This window comes from Cryobacterium sandaracinum (assembly GCF_004403415.1).
In the GTDB taxonomy this organism is placed as follows: domain Bacteria; phylum Actinomycetota; class Actinomycetes; order Actinomycetales; family Microbacteriaceae; genus Cryobacterium; species Cryobacterium sandaracinum.
The window spans coordinates 1-3,616 of record NZ_SOGO01000036.1 but is presented as its reverse complement, the minus strand read 5'-3'; the positions used below and the strand labels follow the sequence as shown (position 1 = coordinate 3,616).

The 3,616-nt window shown below is 64.4% G+C and carries 5 protein-coding genes and 1 tRNA gene; 2 read left to right on the top strand and 4 right to left on the bottom strand.

Annotated elements, in window-relative coordinates:
* The 3 genes from E3T25_RS13335 to E3T25_RS13325 all read right to left on the bottom strand — a co-directional run.
* Positions 1-436 (bottom strand): hypothetical protein (locus tag E3T25_RS13335; protein WP_198415668.1); only part of this gene is annotated, 436 nt, incomplete at its 3' end.
* A gap of 276 nt (positions 437-712) precedes the next feature.
* Positions 713-1,546: an inositol monophosphatase family protein gene (locus tag E3T25_RS13330; RefSeq protein ID WP_134374768.1), complete on the bottom strand. Its 834-nt coding sequence runs from the start codon at positions 1,544-1,546 to the stop codon at positions 713-715.
* A 31-nt stretch (positions 1,547-1,577) separates the two neighbouring features.
* A tRNA-Tyr gene (locus tag E3T25_RS13325) sits at positions 1,578-1,659 on the bottom strand.
* 152 nt (positions 1,660-1,811) lie between these two features.
* Here E3T25_RS13325 and E3T25_RS13320 point away from each other — a divergent pair.
* Both E3T25_RS13320 and E3T25_RS13315 read left to right on the top strand, forming a co-directional pair.
* On the top strand, positions 1,812-2,828 hold the full coding sequence (locus tag E3T25_RS13320) for a LacI family DNA-binding transcriptional regulator (protein ID WP_104100715.1): 1,017 nt from the start codon (positions 1,812-1,814) through the stop codon (positions 2,826-2,828).
* 25 nt (positions 2,829-2,853) lie between these two features.
* The gene (locus tag E3T25_RS13315) at positions 2,854-3,342 is read left to right on the top strand and encodes a YajQ family cyclic di-GMP-binding protein (protein WP_104100714.1); all 489 of its coding nucleotides are present in this window, start codon (positions 2,854-2,856) and stop codon (positions 3,340-3,342) included.
* A 59-nt stretch (positions 3,343-3,401) separates the two neighbouring features.
* Here the strand turns inward: E3T25_RS13315 and E3T25_RS13310 are convergent.
* Positions 3,402-3,616: transposase (locus E3T25_RS13310; protein ID WP_166786016.1), on the bottom strand; the 215-nt coding region annotated here is incomplete at its 5' end.

Sequence of the window (3,616 nt, the reverse complement as noted above, 5' to 3'; positions counted from 1 at the left end):
GGGGTGCCGGCGCGGTGGCGGCGGCCGGGTGAACGGCGGGCGCCAGGCGCTCCCGGGCCGATGCGCGGCGGGGGCGGGAGGCGGGCTGTTCCGCGCGCCGCTGCGCCCGGGTGGGGAAGGGGATCTCCGTGGACGTCGTGACGGCGGAGATGGCCGTCTGCAGCCGGTCCACGTCGGAGACCGGAGCGTCGGCGGCGGCCGGCGCGGCGATCAGGCGGTCCGAGTCAGCGATCGTCACGGACTCGAATTCGGGTTCAGCGAGGCTCGCGGCGACCAGAAGGTCGGGGTCCGGCGTCGACGGCCCGGCACCAGCGGGATCGGCGGCGGTCGGTGCGTCGGTGACCGCGGAGCCTGGAATGTCCAGCACCGGGACGGACATCCGCTCGCGCTCGCGCAGTTCGCGACGCGTGAGGGGCTTCGTTTCAGGGTCACTCACACCCGGCACCGAGGCAGCCGAGCTAGAGGAGTGAGGGAGCAAAGGATCGGTTCTTTCGGCGCATTGGACAGAAGAAGATAGTCGTCTTGGCCTCAACCAAAGTAACGAATTAGTACAGGCTACCGCCCGGAGGCCGGTTATCCCTACTCTTCGAAGCAGAATGACACCCGAAAAAGGGGCACTGCCTCCGTTTCCGGCGATCTCCCCGGGCCGCCACGAGCACGTCGGTCACCGGTGTTTCCGCGGCATCCGTCTCGTTCGAAGCGGTTCAGTCGCCTACGCTTGCGCGTCGGCCATGAAGTCATCGAAAAGTTTGGCCAGAAGGGGTTGGCAGACCCGATAAAGGTCGGGAGCCCCGGCAATGAGCAGGCCCATACCCTCACGGTCGGCTCCGAAGCCACCGACTCGAGCGCCGGCCTCGCGCGCCACCAGCGCGCCGGCCGCGTGGTCCCAGGGGCTCAGCCCGCGCTCGTAATAGAGGTTCAACCGCCCGGCGGCAACCGAACACAAGTCGAGTGCGGCCGACCCGATGCGACGGATGTCCCGTACCTCGCCGATCAGGCCCCGCACGACGTCCGCCTGCCGCTCTCTTTCGGCCGCGCGATAGGAGAAACCGGTGCCCAGCAACGCCAGCGACAGCGGCACGTCCGTCGGCACCTGCAGCCGGCGGACGCCCAGCCATGCCCCGTCACCTGCTGCCGCGGTGAACAGCTCGTCACCGGTCGGGTTGTAGACGGCGCCGGCCAGCGTGGTCCAGGTGGCCGGATCGGGGTCACCCTCGACGACGGCGATACTGACCGCCCAGGCCGGAAAACCGTAGAGGTAATTGACGGTGCCGTCGATCGGGTCCACGACCCAGGTCAGGCCGGATGTGCCGCGGGTGGCCGCAGACTCCTCTCCTAAGAAACCGTCATCGGGCCGGGCGTCGGCCAGGAGAACCCGAATCAGCGACTCGGTTTCCCGGTCGGCCAGGGTCACGACGTCCTCCGGGGAGGACTTCGACGCGGCGACCTGCACCCCGACAGTTCTCCGCCGGGCAGCCATTTGCCCCGCGGCGAGCGCGGTGTCCTGGGCGAGGCGAAGCAATCCGGCTGAGGCACGTGTGGTCATGGTGCAACGCTAAATGATGCGGAAGAGAGAGTGGCAAGTGAGGGATTCGAACCCCCGAAGTCTAAGACGGCTGATTTACAGTCAGATCCCTTTGGCCACTTGGGTAACTTGCCAGTACGCACCCGACCATATGCAAAACACGTGACCGGAGACGCTCAGTCAGAATACAAGGTTTTGGTCCCCAGTGAGAAATCGGCACGTCCGGTACCTATCGGACGGTGGATATGATCGGAGATGACTCAACTTCATTCCCGATAGGAACCTCATGGTAGGCATCGATGACGTCGCCCGCCACGCGGGCGTCTCTACCGCCACTGTTTCGCGCGCACTCAGCGGCAACGGCCATGTATCCCCTGCCACCCGTTTAAAGGTCGAAGCATCCGCCGGGGAACTCGGCTACGTCGTCTCGTCCACGGCATCGAGTCTCGCCTCCGGCCGGATGAAGAACATCGGTGTCGTCGTTCCGTTCCTTGACCGCTGGTTCTTCTCCAGCGTTGTCGAGGGTGCGCAGAAATCCCTCTTGAAGAACGGCTTTGACCTCACCCTGTTCAGCCTGACCGGCGGCGGAGGCGAGCGCCGCATCGTGTTCAACCATTTCCTGCTGCGTCAGAGAGTGGATGCTGTCATCGCGATTTCGCTCGAACTGACCACGACCGAAGTCGCCACCCTGCACGCACTCGACAAGCCGCTGGTCGGCGTCGGCGGCCCGATCGAGGGTGTTCGCACGCTCACGATCGACGATGTTGCCGTGGCCAGGCTCGCCACGGAACATCTCCTCTCCCTGGGCCACACACGGATCGCACACATCGGCGGAAATGAGGACGTCGACCGGGACTTCCATCTTCCCACCAACCGCCGGGTCGGCTATGAGTTAGCCCTGACGGCAGCCGGAATCACTCCGGCTGCCGAATTGTTCAGGCCTGCGGACTTCACGATGAAAAGCGGCTACCAAGCGGCCATTCAACTTCTTGGCAACCCGCGCGGTCGGCCGAGCGCCGTATTCGCCGGCTCAGACGAGATGGCGATCGGAGTCATCCTTGCGGCACGGGACCTCGGCCTCGTCGTGCCACGGGACGTGTCCGTGATCGGAATCGATGACCACGAACTCGCGGACTTCTTCGGCCTCACCACGATCGCCCAGTTTCCGCAGGGGCAGGGCGAGAAGGCCGTCGAGATCCTGCTGGACCGGCTGCGTCCGGGCCAGAACCAGCTCTCGTCCCTGAACACCCCCATGCCATTCGAGCTCCTCGTGCGCTCCAGCACTGCCCGGCCGGGCGAATAGGCACCCACTGGGTACTATTGCAGGCATGGCAGACTCAACGTTCGACATCGTCAGCAAGGTAGACCCGATGGAGGTCGACAACGCCCTCAACCAGGCGCACAAAGAGGTCGCACAGCGCTACGATTTCAAGAATGTCGGCGCCTCGATCGAGATGAGCGGCGAAAAGGTGCTCCTGAAGGCCAACTCCGAGGAGCGCGTCAAGGCTATCCTCGAGGTCTTCGAATCCAAGCTGATCAAGCGCGGCATCTCCCTGCGCAGCCTGGACGCTGGTAATCCCTTCGCCTCGGGCAAGGAGTTTCGGATCGAGGCCTCGATGAAGGCAGGGATCGACCAGGAAAATGCGAAGAAGATCAATAAGATCATCCGCGACGAGGGCCCCAAGGGCGTCAAGAGCCAGATCCAGGGCGACGAGCTGCGGGTCAGCTCGAAGAGCCGCGACGACCTGCAGGCCACCATGGCCCTGCTCAAGGGCAAAGACCTCGACGTGGCCCTGCAGTTCGTCAATTTCCGCTAGGCCCACGCCTGCATTCACCAATTCGACGGAGATTTTGGCTCTCCTGCTGCTTCTGTGGGTTAAACCCGGCCGGGGAGCACTGGTTTGTGGCCGCCGAGGCTGAGCATGGCGAGGGCGATGAGGGCGTCGGGTGATTTGAAGCCGAACGCGATGCGGGTAATGAGCCGGATCTTGGTATTGACGGATTCGATGCGGCCGTTGGAGAGGCCGTGCTCGATCGATGCAAGGATCGCGGCCCGGTGCTTGACGATGGAGCGTTGGAGTTTCACGAACG

Coding starts and splice junctions, on each gene's coding strand:
- E3T25_RS13330 (WP_134374768.1), bottom strand. CDS start 1,546: ATGACCACACGTGCCTCAGCCGGATTGCTTCGCCTCGCCCAGGACACC.
- E3T25_RS13315 (WP_104100714.1), top strand. CDS start 2,854: ATGGCAGACTCAACGTTCGACATCGTCAGCAAGGTAGACCCGATGGAG.
- E3T25_RS13320 (WP_104100715.1), top strand. CDS start 1,812: ATGGTAGGCATCGATGACGTCGCCCGCCACGCGGGCGTCTCTACCGCC.